Genomic DNA, 16,552 nt, shown 5'->3' with positions numbered 1-16,552 from the left:
ATGATGGAGTTGGTTCGTGACCGCGAGCTGCATGAGGAGTGCGGGGTGTTCGGCGTCTTCGGCGTGCCGAACGCCGCGTCGCTGACCTATTACGGTCTGCATGCGTTGCAGCACCGCGGACAGGAGGGGGCCGGAATCGTGTCGGCGGACGACGGCGTATTCCGCCGCATCAAGGGCGACGGACTGGTGACGGAGGTGTTCGACGAGGCGAAACTCGCCACGCTGCGCGGCGACATGGCGATCGGCCATGTGCGCTATACGACGGCCGGAGGCGGCGGCGTCGAGAATATCCAGCCGTTCCTGTTCCGCCACAATACGGGCGATTTCGCGATGGCGCACAACGGCAATATCGTCAATTCGGCCCTGCTGCGCACCTACCTCGAAAACAAGGGCAGCCTGTTCCAGTCCACCTCCGACAGCGAGATTCTGGCCCACCTCATCAAGAAGGAGACCCGTTTCCGCGACCGGCCGCGCATCCATGCGATCGTCGATGCGCTGAACATGATCGAGGGCGCCTTCGCCTTCCTCATCATGACGGCCAACCGCATCTACGCCTGCCGCGACAAGTACGGCCTCCGGCCGCTGTCGATCGGCCGGCTGGGCGACGGCTGGGTCGTGTCGAGCGAGACGTGCGCCTTCGACGTGCTGGGCGCGGAGTTCGTGCGCGACGTCAATCCCGGCGAGATCGTGACGATCGACCGGCAGGGGTTGCGGAGCTGCGATTTCTCGATGTACAAGCGTTGCGAAATGTGCTCGATGGAGTATATCTATTTCGCCCGCCCGGACAGCGACATAGAGGGCTGCAATGTCCACGCCTTCCGCAAGGTGTCGGGCCGGCTGCTGTACGAGGAGTCGCCGGCCGACGCGGACATCGTGGTCGGCGTTCCGGATTCGAGCCTGAGCGCCGCGATGGGTTACGCCGAGGCGAGCGGCCTGCCCTACGAGATGGGGCTCATCAAGAACAAGTATATCGGCCGCACCTTCATCCAGCCTTCGCAGGAGCTGCGTGAGAAGGGCGTGCGGATGAAACTCTCGGCCGTGCGCACCATCGTCCGGGGCAAGCGCGTGGTGCTGGTGGACGATTCGATCGTGCGCGGCACGACCTCGCGGCGCATCGTCACGATGCTCAAGGAGGCCGGCGCCACCGAGGTCCACGTGCGTATCGCCTCGCCCCCGATGACGAACCCCTGTTTCTACGGCGTGGACACCTCGACTTACGACGAGCTGATTTCGGCGCGCAAGGATCCGGCGGGCGTCTGCCGGGAGATCGGGGCCGACTCGCTCTGTTTCCTCTCGCCCGGGGCGCTGCTCAGGGCCGGCAACCGCAGGGAGCTCTGCATGGCCTGCTTCACGGGGCAGTACCCCACGGCGCTGTACCAGTCGCCCGACGAGGCGAACCGCGAGACCAAGTGAGCGGGCCGGGAGCGGCGGAGAACGGAAATACGGATTGCACCCGGTCCGGAGCGTGCGCCGCAGGGCGGTGCGCGGGAGACGGGGCGGATTAACACTGAAAAAGAGATATGGCACAAAGTTATGAAAAGGCCGGCGTGAACCTCGAAGCCGGGTATGAAGTGGTGCGGCGCATCAAGAAGCACGTGGCATCGACCTCGCGCCTGGGGGTGATGGGCAATATCGGCGCCTTCGGCGGCATGTTCGACCTTTCGGCGCTGCAGGTGAAGGAACCGGTGCTCGTGAGCGGCACGGACGGCGTGGGCACGAAGCTCAAGCTGGCCTTCGAGATGGACAAGCACGATACGATCGGTATCGACGCCGTGGCCATGTGCGTCAATGACGTGCTGGCGCAGGGGGCCGAGCCGCTCGTGTTCCTCGATTACGTGGCCGTGGGTCACAACGAACCCCAGAAGATAGAGGCCGTCGTGGCGGGCGTGGCCGAAGGCTGCCGCCAGGCGGGATGCGCGCTGGTGGGCGGCGAGACGGCCGAAATGCCGGGCATGTACGCCGAGGGCGAGTACGACATCGCCGGCTTCACGGTGGGTGTCGTGGAGAAATCGAAGCTCATCGACGGTTCGAAGGTCAAGGCGGGCGACGCGCTCGTGGGCATCGCTTCGAGCGGCGTGCATTCGAACGGATTCAGCCTCGTGCGCAAGATCCTTTCGGACAACGGCCTCGACCTGCACAAATCCTATCCCGAGCTGTCGAACAAGCTGCTGGGCGAGGTGCTGCTCACGCCGACGCGGATCTATGTCAAACAGGTGCTCGAGGTGATCCGCCGCTGCGACGTGCACGGCATCAGCCACATCACGGGCGGCGGTTTCGACGAGAACATCCCCCGCATCCTGCACGACGGGCAGGGGCTCGAGATCGAGGAGGGATCGTGGGAGATTCCGCCCGTGTTCCGTTTTCTCGAGAAGTACGGCCGGGTTCCCCACCGCGAGATGTTCAACATCTTCAACATGGGCGTCGGCATGGTCGTCGCGCTCGATGCCGCGGAGGCGCAGACGGCCGTGGAGATTCTCGCGGCGCAGGGCGAGCGGGCTTCGGTGATCGGCCGCGTGACCGCGACCGAAGGCGTCGTCATCCGGTAGTGCCATGCGGCGGCTTGCGGTATTCGCCAGCGGCAACGGGACGAACTTCGAGGCCATCGTCTCCGCCTGCGAGCGGGGAGAGCTGGCCGCCGGGGTCGTGCTGCTGGTCTGCGACCGCCCCGGGGCGCGGGTCGCGGAACGGGCCGCGGCGCACGGCGTCGAGGCGTTCGTCTTCTCTCCGAAGGAGTACGCCTCGAAGGCGGCCTACGAGCGGGAGATCGTCCGCCGGCTCGATGCCGCGGGCGTGGAGCTGGTCTGTCTGGCGGGATACATGCGCATTGCGGGCGAGACGCTGCTCGGAGCCTACGGCGGGCGGATCGTCAACATCCATCCCTCGCTGCTGCCCGCCTTCCGCGGGGCGCACGCCATCGAGCAGGCGCTGGAGTACGGCGTGAAGGTCTTCGGCGTGACGGTTCATTGGGTGGATGCCACGCTCGACGGCGGCCGCATCATCGCCCAGCGCGCCTTCGGGTACGAAGGCGGCGATGCGGCGGAACTGGAAGCGAAGATTCATGCGGTGGAATACCCGCTCTATATAGATACGATCCGAAAACTGCTGGAGGATGAGCGACTTGCAAAAAGAACTTGAACCGTTCCCCGACGAAGCGGGTCTGTCGTTCGTCGGCTCGGTCGATGACGGGGGATTTCCCCAGGTGAAGGCCATGCTCGCCCCGCGCGGGCGCGAGGGGCTCCGGGTGTTCTGGTTCTCGACGAACGCCTCGTCGATGCGTGTGGCGCAGTTCCGCCGCAACGGCGCGGCGTGTCTCTACTTCTGCGACCCGCGGACCTTCCGGGGGTTGCTGCTGACCGGCACGATGGAGGTGCTGGAGGATGCCGCGAGCCGGCGCCTCGTGTGGCGCGAGGGCGACGAGCGGTATTATCCCGGCGGCGTGGACGGTCCGGATTGCTGCGCGCTCCGGTTCACGGCCCGCACGGGACGGTATTACTGCGATTTTCATTCGGAAAATTTTGAAATAAAATAACGGAAACATGAGAGCATTGGTAAGTGTGAGCGACAAGACCGGCGTGGTGGATTTCGCGCGCGGGCTGCGGTCGCTGGGCTGGGAGGTGATCGCCACGGGCGGCACGATGAAACTGCTGCGCGAGAGCGGCGTCGAGGTGGTCAATATCAGCGACGTGACGGGATTTCCCGAAATCTGCGACGGACGCGTGAAGACCCTGCACCCGAAGGTGCACGGCGGGCTGCTGGCGCGCCGTGACGATCCGGAGCACCTGAAGGCCCTGAAGGAGAACGGCATCGGCTTCATCGACCTGGTGTGCGTGAACCTCTATCCCTTCCGGCAGACGATCGCCAAACCCGGCGTGAAGATGGAGGACGCCATCGAGAACATCGACATCGGCGGACCTTCGATGCTGCGTTCGGCGGCCAAGAACTGGGCCGCCGTGACGGTGGTGTGCGATCCGGCGGATTACGGGCAGGTCCTCTCGGAGATCCGCGCCGGCGGCAATACCGAGAAGACGACGCGTCTGAAGCTCTCGGCCAAAGCCTACACCCATACGGCCGAGTACGACGCGATGATCGCCACGTACATGCGTGCGCAGGCGGGGCTCGACGAGAAGCTGTTCCTGGAATTCGACCTCGTGCAGCCGCTGCGTTACGGCGAGAACCCCCACCAGAGCGCGAAGTTCTACCGCGAGGGGAGCCGGACGCCCTATTCGCTGGCCTTCGCCCGGCAGCTCAACGGCAAGGAGCTGTCGTACAACAACATTCAGGATGCCAATGCCGCGCTCTGCATCGTGCGCGAGTTCGACGAGCCGTTCTGTGTGGGGCTGAAGCACATGAATCCCTGCGGTGCGGCCACGGGGCGCGACGTCGCGGAGGCGTGGACGAAGGCCTACGAAGCGGACAAGGTGTCGATCTTCGGCGGCATCGTGGCCACGAACCGCGAGGTGACGCGCGAGGCGGCCGAGCTGATGAAGCCGATCTTCCTGGAGATCGTCATGGCGCCGAAGTTCTCCGACGAAGCGCTGGAGGTGCTCCGCACGAAGAAGAACCTGCGTCTGCTGGAGGTCGATATGACCCGCGGCGAGGAGGCCCGAAAGCAGTACGTGAGCGTGAACGGCGGCCTGCTGGTGCAGGACCTCGACGCGGAGACCCGCCGCGTGGAGCCCTCGATGTGCGTGACGAAGGTCCGGCCGGCCGAGGCGCAGATGGAGGACCTCAATTTCGGCTGGCGGATCGTCAAGCACGTGAAGTCGAACGCGATCGTCGTGGTCCGCGACGGCCGGACGCTGGGCGTCGGCGCCGGACAGATGAACCGCATCGGTTCGGCCGAGATCGCCCTCAAACAGGCGCATGCCGCGGGCTTCACCGAGGGGCTCGTGCTGGCGTCGGACGGCTTCTTCCCCTTCGACGACTGCGTGGCGCTGGCCGCCGAATACGGCGTGACGGCCATCGTGCAGCCCGGAGGTTCGGTCCGCGACGAGGATTCGATCCGCAAGGCCGACGAGAAGGGAATCGCCATGTGCTTCACCGGGGAGCGTCACTTCAAGCACTGATGCGCGCCGGGCGGGGTCCGGCCGAAAGAGGGAGTATGAACGATTCCGTACCGTCCCGGGAAGGGCGGTGCGGACGAGAAACGGAACGAATATGAAGATTCTTGTGATAGGTTCGGGCGGCCGCGAGCATGCCATCGTCGATGCGCTGACGCGTTCGCCTCAGGTGGAAAAGATCTGGTGCGCGCCGGGCAATGCGGGCATCGCCCGGCAGGCCGAGTGCGTGGCGATCCGGGAGACCGAGGTGGAGCGGCTGCGCGATTTCGCCGCGGAGAACGGCGTCGGGCTGACGGTCGTGGGACCCGAGGCGTCGCTGGCGGCGGGTGTCGTGGATTGTTTCAGGGCGGCGGGGCTGCGGATTTTCGGTCCGACGAAGGCTGCCGCGCGCATCGAGTCGTCGAAGGAGTTCGCCAAGGACCTGATGGCCCGCCACGGCATTCCGACGGCCGGTTACCGCACCTTCTCGGACTACGGCGAGGCGATGGCCTATGTCTCCTCCCGTCCGCTGCCCGCCGTGCTCAAGTACGACGGACTGGCCGCCGGCAAGGGCGTGGTGATCGCGCAGACGATGGAGGAGGCCGGGGCGGCGCTGCGGGACATGCTGCTCGACGACAAGTTCGGCAAGGGACGCGTGGTCGTGGAGGATTACCTCGAAGGTCCCGAGTTCTCGCTGCTGTGCTTCGTCTCGGGCCGCCGCGTCTGGCCGATGGTTCTCTCGCAGGACCACAAGCGCGCCTACGACGGCGACAGGGGGCCGAACACGGGCGGTATGGGGGCCTATTCGCCGCTGCCGTTCATCACGGAGGAGGACGAACGGGAGGCCGTGGAGCGGATCATGCGCCCCGTGGCCGAGGCGATGGTTGCCGAAGGGGCTCCTTTCGAGGGAGTGCTCTACGGCGGACTGATGAAGACGGCCGGCGGCATCAAGGTGATCGAGTTCAACGCCCGCTTCGGGGATCCCGAGACGGAGGTCGTGCTGCCGCGGCTGAAAAGCGACATCGTGGATATCTTCTGCGCCGTGGCCGACGGACGCGATGCGCGGATCGAGTGGGACGACGTGCCGGCGCTGGGTATCGTGCTGGCGTCGAAAGGCTATCCCGGAAGCTATGAGAAGGGGTATGAAATCAGGGGGCTGGACCGGGTCGAAGGGACGGTTTATCACATGGGCACGAAGGCCGACGGCGACCGGATCGTGACGGCCGGCGGCCGGGTCCTGTTCGTCGTGGGACGCGGGGCGACGCTGGCCGAGGCGCGTGCCGCCGCGCTGCGCGATGTGGAGCGGATCGAATGCGACAACCTCTTCCACCGCACCGACATCGGCCATTGGGCGCTGGAGAACGAATGACGGTGGGTACGCAGGGTTGCCGGAGCGGCCTGCGGGCCGGGATTCCGGAGCGGTTGCGGCGCACGGCGCGGACGGTCCGTTCGCAGACGATGCCGCTGCCGGCCGGAGGTTCGGTGCGGGCGTGATGCGGACCTGTCGGTACGTCGGAAGACCGTAAGAATGTAATTATTATTATACGGATATGATAATCAGCGGAAAAGAGTTGTCGGCCCGGTTGAAGGCCGAGATGGCGGAGAAAGTGAAGGACTTTCCCGCGAAATACGGGCGTGTGCCGCATCTGGTGGTGATTCTCGTGGGCGAGGACCCCGCCAGCGTGAGTTATGTGACGGGCAAGGCCAAGGCTTCGGCCGAGGTGGGGATTCGTAACACGACGATCCGCAAGCCCGCGACGATCGCCGAGGAGGAGCTGCTCGGAATCATCGCCGGGCTGAACGCCGACCCGGAGGTGGACGGGATTCTGGTGCAGTTGCCGCTGCCGAAGCATATCGACGAGGAGAAGGTGATCGCCGCCATCGACAAGGCGAAGGACGTGGACGGTTTCCATCCGCTCAATGTGGCGGCGTTGTGGCAGAAGCAGCCCTGCACGCTGCCCTGCACGCCGAAGGGAATCGTCAAGATGCTGAAGGCCGCGGGCGTGGAGATCGCCGGCAAGCGTGCCGTGGTGGTCGGGCGCAGCAATATCGTGGGGCTGCCCGTTTCGAAGCTGCTGCTGGACGAGAACGCCACGGTGACGGTGACGCACAGCCGGACGCGCGACCTCGGGGAGGTGACGCGCGGGGCGGAGATTCTGGTGGTGGCGATCGGGCGTCCGAAGTTCGTCACGGCCGACATGGTGTCCGAGGGCGCCGTGGTGATCGACGTGGGCGTGAACCGCGATCCGGAGACGGGACGGCTGTGCGGCGACGTCGATTTCGCTGCCGTGGAGCCGAAGGCCGCGGTCATTACGCCCGTGCCGGGCGGCGTCGGGCCGATGACGATCTGCTGCCTGATGGAGAATACGATCGAGTGTTTCCTGCGGCGCATGTAGCAGGTGCGCCTCTTTTGCCGTCCGCCCCGGATGACCTTCGCGTTGTCCGGGGCGGACGGTTTCATGCAGGCAGACGGCCGGAAATCCTCATATTTCGGTATTGCTTCGGGGACGGGAAAGGCGTAGATTTGCAGAAAAAAGCGATATGGAAAAGATCCGACCCGACCTGTCCGAGGTTCCCGCCACCCTGCTCGTGCCCCTTTGGGCCCGTGCCGAAGAGCAGAAACGCGCCGATCCGCTCGTGCGCGACCCGAAATCGGCGGAGATTCTCCGTGCACTCGATTTCGACTTCGGCCGGTTCCGCGGAGGGTGGATGTCGCAACTGGGATGCTGCGTGCGGACGGCGATTCTCGACAGGGAGGTGCAGGCCTTTCTGTCGGACCGTCCCGGGGCCCCGGTGGTCAATCTGGGCTGCGGGCTCGATGCCCGGGAACTGCGCATGACGGGTTACGGCATGTGGTACGATCTCGACCTGCCCGAAGTGATCGGCCTGAGGGAGCGGTTTTTCCCCGATACGGAGCGCGTGCGGCGGATCGCCTGCTCGGTGCTGGATTTCGGATGGATGGACCGGATCGCCGCCGAAGGTCCGGTGCTGATCGTCGCCGAAGGGCTGTTCATGTATCTTTCGGGCGAGGAGGTCGGGGCGCTGCTCCGGGCATTGGGGCGGCGCTTTGCGGAAGCCGTGCTGCTGGTCGAGATGCTGGCTCCGCTGCTGGTCGGCCGCAACGGGATGCACGACACGGTGAAGGAGGCTGCCTTCAGGTGGTCGCTCCGCGACAGCCGCGATTTCGAACGGATGGCCGACCGTCTCCGGTTCGATCGGGAGTGGAGCTATTTCGACGAGGCGCGCCGCCGCTGGCGGTATCTGCGTCTCTTCCGCCGGATTCCGTGGTTCCGGCGTAACTTGAACAACCGGATCGTCCGGCTCCGTTTCGGTTGATACGGGGTGCGGCGGTGACGAAACCGGCCCGGGGATGTTCCCGGGCCGGTTTTTTACAGTGTGCAGGTCGCCGTGAGCGTTTCGGGCGGCGGTGCGGCGGAATCCCGCCGCCGGATCATCGCGCGGTCCGTCGCCGGGTCGCCCGATCCGAAGTCGAATCCGTCGGACGTGACGAACCGCACGGGCAGCGCGCCTTCGAACCCGAAACGGCCGTAGAAGCTGCGGAGCCACTCCTCGCCCGGCGTGGGGATCAGGAAGGCCGCGTCGTCGCCGCGTTCGTCGATCAGGCGCACGGCTTCGCCGAGCAGCCGTGCGGCGAGGCCGCGGCCCCGGAATGCGGGGTCGGTGGCCACGCCGTAGATGTAGGTCGTGCGGCCCAGTTCCGTGTCGAACGGCACGAGGTGGAGCATCGCCGCCGTGCGTCCTTCGCACTCGGCCGTGAGCATTCTCCGCCGGCTGTAATAGCGGATGAGGAAGGAGTCGATGAAGGGCTCCTCGTCGCCGAAGGCCTTCTGCCACAACTCCTTGCATGCCAGTTCGTCGGGATGCAGGCGGATGGCCGTGAACTTGTGCTGGAGGAACGCCGGGTGGTAGGAGAGTTTGGCCTGCCGCAGGCCGTCGATGCCGAGGTCCTCCTCGCGGTTGATGAGCGTGAAGCGTCCGGGGAGGTGTTGCGCGAAGAGCTTGTTGATGACCGTGAAAGCCCCGTCGAACGAGGTGTCGGCCTTTTCGACGTGCGTGTCGAACGTATGGTCGTTCACCGCCGAACCGTAGGTGAAGGCGGCCAGGCGGTCGCCGACGTAGAGGCAGCCTCCGGTCAGCCCCAGCTCCCCGAAATGGCGAAACGCCAGGTGCATGGCCCGCTGCTCGGCGCATAGCTCCGAAGTGTGTCCTTCATGCGCCCGGCGCCATTCGCGTTCGAGCGCCATGCATTCGTCGAAGCGGTCGGGCGTCAGCTCTTCGTAGCGGTGGTCGGGGTATTCGGCCGTGAAGCGGTTGATGTGGTTGCGCTTGGGCTGGTAGCGGCGTCCCGTGAGGTTGCGCAGGTCGTCGGCGCGGTACACGTAGTCCTCCAGCGCACGGTCCGATTCGAAGGCGAACTGCCCGGCGTGCATGCGGCGGATCGTTTCGCAGCCTTCGTCCGTGAGGCCGATGATCCGGAGCCGCTGCCCGTGGGCGTGGGCGTCCTCGCGCAGCAGGGGGACGATCGGACCGAAGTCGCCTTCGCCCACGGGCTGCATGTAGCCGATCCGTTCGCCGCCGTCGATATGGAACCGGATGACGAGGAACCCGTCGATTTCGGCCCATGCGCTGTGGTAAACCGACTGCCAGCAGAACATGTTGGCGAAGGCGAGGTCGCAGTTGCAGATGCCCGAAGGCATCGTATATCGCTCGATGACGGGGCGGTCTTCGAGCCGGATGGGCCGGAATTCAATCATGTACGGTGTAGTCTTTCTGTTCGATACGGGTGTAATACTGCTGCACCAGCGCCCGGAAGCGTCCGGGGAGGCTGTCGGCCGCGGAGACCGGCGGACCTTGCGTCTGCCGGTCGTCGGTGTCGTCGAACGAGACGATGCCCCGGTCGGTGAGGGCGCGGAAACGGCCGTCGTACGACACCGACCAGCGGGGTCGGCCGGGTTCGTTCAGCACGTCGCGTCCGAAGGCGAAGTAGGGGGCGTCGTTGCCCGTGAGTCCCAGCAGCGTGGGCATGATGTCGAGTTGTTGCACGATGTCGTCCACCTCGCCCCGCAGGGCGCCGTCGGGCGTGTAGAGGAAACCGATGATGTGCATGTTGCCGGGATACTCCCGCGTATCGGGCGCGAATTTCTCCGAGGAGACGTGGTCGGCCACGAAGACGAAGATCGTGCGGCGGAACCACGCTTCGCCGCCGAACCGTTCGAAGAAGCGCCGGAAGGCCATGTCGTCGTAGGCCACGCCCCGGTGGATTCTGGTGTAGCCCTTCGGAAGCGTCGCGGCGTACCGCTCGGGAACGACGAACGGATGGTGAGACGAGAGGGTGAACAGCGAGGCGAAGAAAGGTTCGTGTAGGGAGGAGAGCTCCTCGCCCGCGAATTGCAGGAACTCTTCGTCCCAGATGCCCCAGTAGCCGTCGAAGTCCCCCTTGCCGTGGCGCGCCTCGTAGTCTTCGCGGCTCACGAGGCGCTCGATCCCCGCCGAACGGGCGTAGGCGCCGAAGCCCATCGACCCGTGCTCCGAGCCGCAGAAGAAGACCGTCGAGTAGCCTTTGTCCGCAAGGATCGCGGGGAGCTGGCGGCTCGCGCCGAGCGATTGCGGCATCAGCACGAAGGGGGTGCGGAACGACGGGATGCTGCCCAGCACCGAGGGCATGGCCTGGATCGACCGCGTGCCGTTGGCGTACATGCGTCGGAAGCAGAGTCCGTTGCGCATCAGCGAATCGAGGAACGGCGTGAATCCTTTCTCGGGCCGGTCGGCATAGAGGTCGGGGCGCAGGTGGGCCGAGTGTTCGGCCGACATGCTCTCCATGATGAAAACCATGACGTTGCGCCCCGAAAGATCGACCGCCGCCGAGTCGGCGGGCATGTGTACGGGGGTGAACCACCGTCCGAGCTCTTCGGGCGGGAAGAATTTGCGGTAGCCGACGCCGCCTGCGCTGCCCACGGTGCGGAGGATGCAGAAGGGGTTGCTCAGGATGAGATTCGCCTGCGCATTGTCCGAAGCGTAGAGCGTGGCGTTCGAGAGGGTGATCGGGCGCGTCATGCGGGTAAATCCGCCGCGTGCGCCTCCGATGCAGAGGACGGCGGCGAGCAGGAGGATCGCCGTGCCGCCCGCGTAGTAGGGCCAGCCGCGGCGCAGGAGGCTCTCCTCGCGGACGCGGCGTCCGTAGCCCCACGCCAGCAGCGCCGTCAGCGCGAGCCACGCCAGCACCAGATACCAGTTCTCGGCCATGAACTTCCCGACGAGTTGCAGCGAATTGTCGTTGTCGGCGAAGAAGATCTCGTCGGCCGTGAAGCGTTTCTGCGTGTAGCGGAAATAGACCGCATCGGCGAGGTTCGCGGCCACGACGAACAGGCTGTTTACCGCGACGTAATAGCCGAAGAGCAGGTTGCGGTACCAGCGCCGTTCCCGCAGGTGCAGGGGCAGGAGCGACAGCAGGACGAACAGCCCGTCGGCATAGACCACCGAGGCCGTGTCGAAGAGCAGCGCCCCGCCGAGGAGCTGCCGCAGCCCGGTCTGCGGAAGGGCGCCGAGCTGGGCGGCGTTGTAGGCCCAGAACGCCGCGCGGCAGAGCATCAGCACGGCGTAGAGCAGGGCGATACGCCGCAGAAGCATACCCGCCGGGGTGTGGAGCAGGCGTCGCATGGCGGGTTATTCGCAGGCTTTGAGCGACATGTCGAGCGAGCGGATCTGGTGCGTCAGCGCGCCGACCGAGATGAAATCGACGCCGCATTCGGCGTATCGGCGCATCGTCTCGAGGGTGATGCCGCCGCTCGACTCCGTTTCGCAGCGTCCGGCGACCTTCTCGACCGCGAGGCGTGTCATTTCGGGGGTGAAGTTGTCGAACATGATGCGGTCCACGCCTCCGGCTGCGAAAACTTCGTCGATGTCCTCCAGCGAACGGACCTCGCATTCGATGGGCAGTTGCTTGCCGTGTGCGGCGAGGTACTCGCGGACGCCGAGAATGGCTTTCCGGATGCCGCCGGCGAAGTCGATGTGGTTGTCCTTCAGGAGAATCATGTCGAACAGCCCCATGCGGTGATTCTCGCCGCCGCCCAGCTTGACGGCCATCTTGTCCAGCACGCGCATTCCGGGCGTGGTCTTGCGCGTGTCGAGCACGCGGGTGCGGAGCCCTTCGAGCTGTTTGACATAGACGGCCGTCTGCGTCGCCACGCCGCTCATGCGCTGCATGATGTTGAGCAGGATGCGTTCGGCCTGCAGGAGCGACCGCAGGCGTCCCGAGACGTAGAACGCCACGTCGCCGGGCGCGACGCGGTCGCCGTCGCGGAGAATCTGTTCGAAACGCATCTCCGGATCGAGGCGTTGCAGCACCAGTTGCGCGATCTCGATTCCGGCGATCGTGCCCTCTTGTTTGCATAGCAGGCGCATCCGGCCGTGTTCGCCGGCGGGAATGCACGCGAGCGACGTGTGGTCGCCGTCGCCGATGTCCTCTTTGATGCAGAGCTCGATGAGCTCGTCCACGAAAGGTTTGTATTCGGGTATCATGACATTTGTTTATTTGAGTTTTCTCGTTCCTTCGAACTCCGCCTTGTGGTTCAGGCGGTAGTCCGTGTTCTTGCAGATGAAGGCGATGCGCAGCCTGTTCGAGTCGTCGGTGAGCGTGCACTCGAACTCTTCGATCACGAAGTCGGGGCGCGGCAGGTCGCCGATCTCGGGGACGATTCCGTCGTTCCCGATGCCGTAGATGGTCGTCTTGCCCGCTTCGGACCGGGAGGCCAGCCGGGGGAAGACGATGGTCTTGCTGGGTTCGTGCGGGCTCGTGGAGAATTTCACGTCTTTCATCGTCAGCGAAATGCTCTTGTCCGGCTGTTCGGTGAGCAGGCACTCGATGCCGGTGTCTTCGAGCGTGGGCTGCCCCGTCGAGGCGTCCGTCACGCGCAGCGAGCAGACGTAGGCCCCGGCATCGGGCGTGAACTCCTCGTCGTCGTTGCAGGCTGCGAGGAGAAGGGGCGTGAGGAGCAGAATCAGGAATTTCTTCATGGTCGTTCAGTTGTTGATGTGAATGTTCAGGGTGATGCCCAGCGTGCGGGGACGTCCGCACTGGACGAATTCGTTGCCCACGGACTTGAAATAGAAGACGTCGTAGGATGTACCGGCGAGGTTGCGGCCCCAGAGACCGATCGAATAGCGGGCGTGTTCGAGGCGCACCGAGGCGTCGAGGAGCGCGTAGAAGGGCTGCGACAGCGAATTGGCTTCGTTCCACCAGATGCGTCCCGTGCCGCGGACGCCGGCTTGCAGCACGAGGTCGCCCAGCCAGGCGACGCCCGTGGGGAGCGTCCAGACCGCCCGGGCCGAGAAGGTGTGCTGCGGAGCGTAGGGGATGCGGTTGCCGCCGAAGTCCTCCTGCCCGTCGTCGTAGCGGACGAAGCGGGCGTCGGTGTAGCCGTAGGAGGTGTCGATGCCGAGGTTGCGCCACGGCGTGAACCGGACGGCGGCTTCGGCTCCGAAGCTGCGCGTGCGGCCCGCGTTGGTCATCAGGCGGCCCGTGGTCGAACCTTCGGGGAAGACGGTGAGCTGCTGGTTGCGGCAGTCGATCCAGAACAGGGCGAAATCGCCCCGCACGGCCCCCTCCATGCAGGAAAAGTGGCCGCCCAGCTCGTAGTTCCAGCTCTGTTCGGGCTCGTAGGTCACCACGTCGTCCACGTCGTACGTGCGGCCGAAACCCATGGCCGCGGTCATCTCCTGCTGGAGCACGTCGGAGAACATCTGGGTGTTGAATCCGCCGGCCTTGTAGCCTTTGGAGACCGTCAGGTAGAGGTTGCGCACCTCGTCGAAGGCGTAGAGGACGCAGAAGCGGGGCAGCAGCTCCGCGAAGGTGCGTTCGAGCCGCCCCGCGACCTCGATGGGTTTGTGCAGCGAGGTCGAAACGCCGGTGCGGCGGTCCGTGGCGGTGTAGTTGGCGACGGTCCGGCTGTCGTAGCGCAGCCGCGAGTGTTCGACGTCGAGACGCAGCCCGGCGGCGAGATGCCAGCGGCCGAGGGTGCAGGCGGATTCGTGGTAGAGGGCGCCCCCTGCGGCGGGGATGCGGAAGCGGCTTGCCAGCGGCAGTTCCGTGTCGTCCCACGAATAGGTGTAGAGCCCGTCGTGGGCGTTGGCGTTGGCCAGGATCAGCTCCTCGATGCCGGTCTGTTTGAAGACCACCGGGGCGGACATCGTCGCATGGCGGTAGAAGCCGAAGACCCCGAAGAGCCAGCGGTAGGAACGGTCGTCGCGGGAGCGGAAAACGAGGTCCTCGGTCAGGGCGTGTTCCGTGCGGGCCTGCCGGAGCGTGAAGTAGGAGAGCGGCAGAAAGTCCTGGTCGAGCGTCATCGCGTCGTCGGAGTACTGGTACGAGGTGATCGACGAGACGGAGAAGGCCGCGGCGTCGTAGCGGAGCGTGAGGCCGTCGCTCAGAGTCGTGCGGCGGTAGCCCGAAGGGTCGTTGTAGCGGATCTCGCCGGGCCGGATGACGGTCTGTCCGTCGCGGACGATCTCCTCGCCGGCATAGGCGTAGGGATAGCCTCCCTGTTCGAGCACCGAGAAGGATAGGGAGTTGTCGAGGCGCAGCCCCTTGCCGTTGCGCCACTGCGTGCGCCAGCGGCCGCCGCCGAACCGTTCCCAGTCGCATTTGCGGCCCGTCGCGAGGTTCTCGAAAAAGCCTCCGGCACGGGTGTAGTAACCCGAGACGGCCGTGCCCAGCCCGGGTGCGAGTTTCTCGTAGAGCGAAGCCCGGAAACGGTAGCTGTCGCCGCTGCCGTATTCGGCCGTGAGGCGCACGCCCTGCCAGTCGAGCGGCGAGAGGGTGTAGATGTTGATGACGCCGCCCATCGTGTTGCGGCCGTAGAGGGTCGATTGGGGCCCGCGCAGAACCTCGATGCGTTCGACTTCGGCCAGCTCCGTGTCGAAGTTGTCCTTGTTCATCACCGGCACGTTGTCGATGTTCAGCCCCACGACCGGCTGGTCGATGCGTGCGCCCAGTCCGCGGACGTAGATCGACGAAGTCATGCGCGACCCGTAGTCGGGGATATGGAGGTTGGGCACGTTCTGCGACAGATCCCCGAGCGCGACGACGCGGTCGCGCCCGATGGCGCGGCTGCCGACGATCGACGAGGCGACGGGCTGCGAGCGCAGCACCATGCCCTGCTTGATGGCCGTGACCTGCACCTTGTCCACGACGATCACCGTGTCGGCCGCCTCCGTATCGGGGGCCGGCGAAGGGCTTTTCACGGCGTGCGCCGCGGCCGGAAGGGCCGGGAGCAGCAGCAATATGGACAGCAACCTGTAACGCATGATCCGCAAATGGGTCGATCGGGGGTACAAAGTAACGGTTTTATTTTGGTTGCTGCAATCCTAATTTGTGAGGAGACCGTTTTTTCGGGCGGTCACATGTCGTCCGTCGGAGCGTAACCCTCCGTCAGCGCATAGACGACCAGCCCCGCGACGGAGCGGATGCCGAGTTTCTCCATGATGTTGCGGCGGTGGGAGATGACGGTCGTCAGGCCGATTCCCAGCCGTTGAGCGATCTGTTTGTTCAGCAGCCCTTCGGCGATGAGCGTCAGCACTTCGGCCTCACGGTCCGAGAGCGTCTGCGCGGCGTGCGGCGGTGCGGTCAGGGCGTGCTCGGGGCGCCGGGCGCTGCGCTGGAGGCGGAGCAGGGAGCTGACGAGCCGCTCTTCGGCGGTGCGGACGTCGAGACAGTGCATTCCCCGTGCGGCCAGATGGGGCTCGCCCGACGAGAGAACGATCGTCTTGTGGCGGCGTTCGCGGAAGAAGGCGGCGTGGGCGACGAAGAGGCGGGCGGTGACGAAGTAGTGGAAGAAGCGCTCCGGGCCGGCGGCCTCGAAGTCCCGGAACGAGCCGAAGAGTTCGGTCTCGGCCGCCGGGGCGACCTTTTCGAGGATCGACCTCAGTCCGATGGCCGTCAGGACGTTGGGGGAGAGGATCGCTATGGCGGGAGCTTGTCGCATGACGGTCATTCGTGGTGGTAGGGTTCGTTGCGCAGGATCGTGAAGGCGCGGTAGATCTGTTCGGCGAAGATCGCACGGACGATCTGGTGCGAGAAGGTCATGCGCGAGAGCGAGATGCGGGCGTCGGCTCGGGCATAGACCGCCTCGGAGAAGCCGTAGGGACCGCCGATGACCAGCACGAGACGTTTCGGCCCGCTGTTGAGGCGTTTCTGGAGCCAGAGGGCGAACTCCACCGAGCGGAACTCCTCGCCCCGTTCGTCGAGCAGCGCGACGAAATCGCCCTCGGCCGTCTGGCGCAGGATCGCCTCGCCCTCGGCCGCGGCCTGCTGGCGGGGCGTGAGCTTGCGCGTGTTGCGCACGTCGGGAAGCGTCGTGACGGAGAACTTGCAGTAGAAGTTCACCCGCCGGGCGTACATTTCGACCAGCGCGGCGACCTCCTTCGAGTCGGTCTTTCCTATGGCGAGCAGTTCGATGGTCATGGTTTTCCGTTTTGCATGTCGGGAGGGGAGGATG

The 16,552-nt window shown here is 65.5% G+C and carries 16 protein-coding genes; 9 read left to right on the top strand and 7 right to left on the bottom strand.

The genetic code is table 11. The features are described from left to right. From purF to KB554_RS08375, 9 genes are all read left to right on the top strand, one after another. Complete coding sequence (gene purF, locus KB554_RS08410; RefSeq protein WP_211035584.1) at positions 1-1,413, top strand: amidophosphoribosyltransferase; 1,413 nt, start codon at positions 1-3, stop codon at positions 1,411-1,413. A 107-nt stretch (positions 1,414-1,520) separates the two neighbouring features. Further along, complete coding sequence (purM, locus tag KB554_RS08405) at positions 1,521-2,546, top strand: phosphoribosylformylglycinamidine cyclo-ligase (RefSeq protein ID WP_141429172.1); 1,026 nt, start codon at positions 1,521-1,523, stop codon at positions 2,544-2,546. 4 nt (positions 2,547-2,550) lie between these two features. Further along, positions 2,551-3,135, top strand: a complete 585-nt coding sequence (gene purN / locus KB554_RS08400; RefSeq protein WP_211035582.1) for a phosphoribosylglycinamide formyltransferase — start codon at positions 2,551-2,553, stop codon at positions 3,133-3,135. Next, a complete protein-coding gene (locus tag KB554_RS08395; protein WP_211035580.1) occupies positions 3,110-3,529 on the top strand; it encodes a pyridoxamine 5'-phosphate oxidase family protein in 420 nt (139 codons plus the stop codon). Before purN ends, KB554_RS08395 begins: the two co-directional genes overlap by 26 nt. Positions 3,530-3,536: 7 nt before the next feature. Then, positions 3,537-5,066 (top strand): bifunctional phosphoribosylaminoimidazolecarboxamide formyltransferase/IMP cyclohydrolase, encoded by a 1,530-nt coding sequence (purH, locus tag KB554_RS08390; RefSeq protein ID WP_211035579.1) that lies wholly within the window; start codon positions 3,537-3,539, stop codon positions 5,064-5,066. Positions 5,067-5,157: 91 nt separating this feature from the next. Next, on the top strand, positions 5,158-6,408 hold the full coding sequence (gene purD / locus KB554_RS08385) for a phosphoribosylamine--glycine ligase (RefSeq protein WP_141429180.1): 1,251 nt from the start codon (positions 5,158-5,160) through the stop codon (positions 6,406-6,408). A 2-nt stretch (positions 6,409-6,410) separates the two neighbouring features. After that, complete coding sequence (locus KB554_RS13395; protein ID WP_277927708.1) at positions 6,411-6,533, top strand: hypothetical protein; 123 nt, start codon at positions 6,411-6,413, stop codon at positions 6,531-6,533. A 56-nt stretch (positions 6,534-6,589) separates the two neighbouring features. Then, entirely contained in the window at positions 6,590-7,435 is an 846-nt protein-coding gene (gene folD, locus KB554_RS08380; protein WP_211035577.1) for a bifunctional methylenetetrahydrofolate dehydrogenase/methenyltetrahydrofolate cyclohydrolase FolD, read from the top strand. 145 nt (positions 7,436-7,580) lie between these two features. After that, positions 7,581-8,375, top strand: coding sequence for a class I SAM-dependent methyltransferase (locus tag KB554_RS08375; protein ID WP_211035575.1), 795 nt, complete (start codon positions 7,581-7,583; stop codon positions 8,373-8,375). Positions 8,376-8,428: 53 nt separating this feature from the next. Here KB554_RS08375 and KB554_RS08370 read toward each other — a convergent pair whose 3' ends face one another. From KB554_RS08370 to rlmH, 7 genes are all read right to left on the bottom strand, one after another. After that, positions 8,429-9,814, bottom strand: a complete 1,386-nt coding sequence (locus tag KB554_RS08370; protein WP_211035573.1) for a GNAT family N-acetyltransferase — start codon at positions 9,812-9,814, stop codon at positions 8,429-8,431. After that, complete coding sequence (locus KB554_RS08365) at positions 9,807-11,717, bottom strand: LTA synthase family protein (RefSeq protein ID WP_211035572.1); 1,911 nt, start codon at positions 11,715-11,717, stop codon at positions 9,807-9,809. The genes KB554_RS08370 and KB554_RS08365 overlap by 8 nt, the downstream gene beginning before the upstream one ends. A 6-nt stretch (positions 11,718-11,723) precedes the next feature. Beyond that, positions 11,724-12,578, bottom strand: coding sequence for a carboxylating nicotinate-nucleotide diphosphorylase (gene nadC, locus KB554_RS08360; protein WP_141429189.1), 855 nt, complete (start codon positions 12,576-12,578; stop codon positions 11,724-11,726). A gap of 9 nt (positions 12,579-12,587) precedes the next feature. After that, the gene (locus KB554_RS08355) at positions 12,588-13,073 is read right to left on the bottom strand and encodes a hypothetical protein (RefSeq protein WP_211035570.1); all 486 of its coding nucleotides are present in this window, start codon (positions 13,071-13,073) and stop codon (positions 12,588-12,590) included. A 6-nt stretch (positions 13,074-13,079) separates the two neighbouring features. Next, on the bottom strand, positions 13,080-15,362 hold the full coding sequence (locus tag KB554_RS08350) for a TonB-dependent receptor (RefSeq protein ID WP_211035568.1): 2,283 nt from the start codon (positions 15,360-15,362) through the stop codon (positions 13,080-13,082). A 92-nt stretch (positions 15,363-15,454) separates the two neighbouring features. Continuing rightward, positions 15,455-16,039 (bottom strand): LuxR family transcriptional regulator, encoded by a 585-nt coding sequence (locus KB554_RS08345; RefSeq protein WP_211035733.1) that lies wholly within the window; start codon positions 16,037-16,039, stop codon positions 15,455-15,457. A gap of 5 nt (positions 16,040-16,044) precedes the next feature. Beyond that, positions 16,045-16,518 (bottom strand): 23S rRNA (pseudouridine(1915)-N(3))-methyltransferase RlmH, encoded by a 474-nt coding sequence (gene rlmH, locus KB554_RS08340; protein WP_141429193.1) that lies wholly within the window; start codon positions 16,516-16,518, stop codon positions 16,045-16,047. Positions 16,519-16,552 lie beyond the last annotated feature (34 nt).

The organism is Alistipes sp. Marseille-P2263 (assembly GCF_018101075.1).
GTDB classification, from domain to species: Bacteria; Bacteroidota; Bacteroidia; order Bacteroidales; family Rikenellaceae; genus Alistipes; species Alistipes dispar.
Note: the sequence above shows the minus strand (reverse complement) of the source record. Positions and strands in the feature narration are given on the sequence as shown.

What these genes read in the sequence shown, in the direction of transcription:
- purF (WP_211035584.1), top strand. Translation starts at nt 1, where the DNA reads ATGATGGAGTTGGTTCGTGACCGCGAGCTGCATGAGGAGTGCGGGGTG.
- purM (WP_141429172.1), top strand. Translation starts at nt 1,521, where the DNA reads ATGGCACAAAGTTATGAAAAGGCCGGCGTGAACCTCGAAGCCGGGTAT.
- purN (WP_211035582.1), top strand. Translation starts at nt 2,551, where the DNA reads ATGCGGCGGCTTGCGGTATTCGCCAGCGGCAACGGGACGAACTTCGAG.
- KB554_RS08395 (WP_211035580.1), top strand. Translation starts at nt 3,110, where the DNA reads ATGAGCGACTTGCAAAAAGAACTTGAACCGTTCCCCGACGAAGCGGGT.
- purH (WP_211035579.1), top strand. Translation starts at nt 3,537, where the DNA reads ATGAGAGCATTGGTAAGTGTGAGCGACAAGACCGGCGTGGTGGATTTC.
- purD (WP_141429180.1), top strand. Translation starts at nt 5,158, where the DNA reads ATGAAGATTCTTGTGATAGGTTCGGGCGGCCGCGAGCATGCCATCGTC.
- folD (WP_211035577.1), top strand. Translation starts at nt 6,590, where the DNA reads ATGATAATCAGCGGAAAAGAGTTGTCGGCCCGGTTGAAGGCCGAGATG.
- KB554_RS08375 (WP_211035575.1), top strand. Translation starts at nt 7,581, where the DNA reads ATGGAAAAGATCCGACCCGACCTGTCCGAGGTTCCCGCCACCCTGCTC.
- KB554_RS08370 (WP_211035573.1), bottom strand. Translation starts at nt 9,814, where the DNA reads ATGATTGAATTCCGGCCCATCCGGCTCGAAGACCGCCCCGTCATCGAG.
- KB554_RS08365 (WP_211035572.1), bottom strand. Translation starts at nt 11,717, where the DNA reads ATGCGACGCCTGCTCCACACCCCGGCGGGTATGCTTCTGCGGCGTATC.
- nadC (WP_141429189.1), bottom strand. Translation starts at nt 12,578, where the DNA reads ATGATACCCGAATACAAACCTTTCGTGGACGAGCTCATCGAGCTCTGC.
- KB554_RS08355 (WP_211035570.1), bottom strand. Translation starts at nt 13,073, where the DNA reads ATGAAGAAATTCCTGATTCTGCTCCTCACGCCCCTTCTCCTCGCAGCC.
- KB554_RS08350 (WP_211035568.1), bottom strand. Translation starts at nt 15,362, where the DNA reads ATGCGTTACAGGTTGCTGTCCATATTGCTGCTGCTCCCGGCCCTTCCG.
- KB554_RS08345 (WP_211035733.1), bottom strand. Translation starts at nt 16,039, where the DNA reads ATGCGACAAGCTCCCGCCATAGCGATCCTCTCCCCCAACGTCCTGACG.
- rlmH (WP_141429193.1), bottom strand. Translation starts at nt 16,518, where the DNA reads ATGACCATCGAACTGCTCGCCATAGGAAAGACCGACTCGAAGGAGGTC.